The organism is Bradyrhizobium sp. 35 (assembly GCF_023073215.1).
Classification (GTDB): domain Bacteria; phylum Pseudomonadota; class Alphaproteobacteria; order Rhizobiales; family Xanthobacteraceae; genus Bradyrhizobium; species Bradyrhizobium canariense_D.
Window position 1 is genome coordinate 1 of sequence record NZ_JADPJC010000071.1, and the last position, 1,263, is coordinate 1,263.

Genomic DNA, 1,263 nt, shown 5'->3' on the forward strand with positions numbered 1-1,263 from the left:
GTGCCCTCTGAAGTGCCGCCTAACCGCATTCCACGCTCGAAGGACTGGAAGGATGAGCACGATGAAAAGAACCCTGATTGCAACCGGCCTCATTGCGCGCTGCAGGAGTGGTGGGTCGTGATCGTCCGAGCGACCGGCCGTCGTGTTAATCGTCACCGGAGATGGAATTCCTGCTCGCCGAGTAGGTGACGGTCTGCGCGAGGGCAGGACAACTACAACGAACAGAACGTTCACCAGTAGCCATATTCCCACGATGAGAAGGGCAGTACGCACGAGGACCGACCACGGTTGGATCCAGAATCTGCCGAGGTTACTCCTGCCTCATACCCGGCACGCAACCGGCAACACTGCGTTCGCGGACGGAGCCGCTTCAGCGCAGCCGGCACATTTTCGCATCTCCCCGAGGCCGTTGGGCCCCGAGCGCTTTGCGAGCGTCCAGGATCGCTCCCAGCCTAGTCGGGCGCAACACTCGCGTCTGTGCGCTTTCGAACATTCATGTCCCCTTCAGGTATGCTAGTTCTATGCATCATCCGGCGAGAGCCGGACAGGGATGGCTCATCGGCCAAGACGGCCGTCCTCAGCCCGCAATCCCTGAACAGGGGCTGGGTCATGGAGCATGGCCAAATATCGCAGCACGAAGAGCGGCGAATTTGGCGGTCCGCATAGAACCAGTATCGAGTTTCGGCAGTTGACTCCGGGTGGATCCGAACCAGCAAACTGATTTGTTCGGGCCAAGGATAAGTTTAAAAGCTAAGCCGGCACACATGAAGGACCTCCGACGACGTTTGGAAAAGGTCCGCGCTGACGCCAGAGAGTTTATGCTGATGAGCCAGCAAGCGACGGACATAGAAAAGCGCGAGCTGTTTAAGCGCTTGGCGGATGAACTCGCCTTCGAGGCTCTCGAGCTTGAGCTAATCGTCAAGAAAAATGAGCGAGCTAATCCGTGCGACCAGCACGAGGTCGTGGAGTTTAAGCCGCCCTCTCAGCGAACGCGTGGCTGATGCGGAAGAGGTCAAGCCGGCTAGATCGGCGTGACAACGGAACTTTGCGCATGGCTCCGCCAGCGAACGCTGCTCCGCCTTCGCCGCATCGCATTGCGGTTGGGAGGGGCCCAATCCGGAAGCGGTGATGTCATTGTACGCCGCCAGCAGTTCATCCATATGGTCCTTCCGTCGATTTCGAAGAACAGCGGGGTTTCAGGCAAGGCGCCGAGGCTACGGAAGTGGTCGACTATTTCTCGGTGAACCTCGATCGCAGCCCACG

At 58.9% G+C, this 1,263-nt stretch carries 1 protein-coding gene; it reads left to right on the forward strand.

From position 1 onward, the window contains the following. Positions 1-818 precede the first annotated feature (818 nt). Positions 819-1,001, forward strand: a complete 183-nt coding sequence (locus IVB36_RS15265) for a hypothetical protein (protein WP_245333112.1) — start codon at positions 819-821, stop codon at positions 999-1,001. Positions 1,002-1,263: the final 262 nt, after the last annotated feature.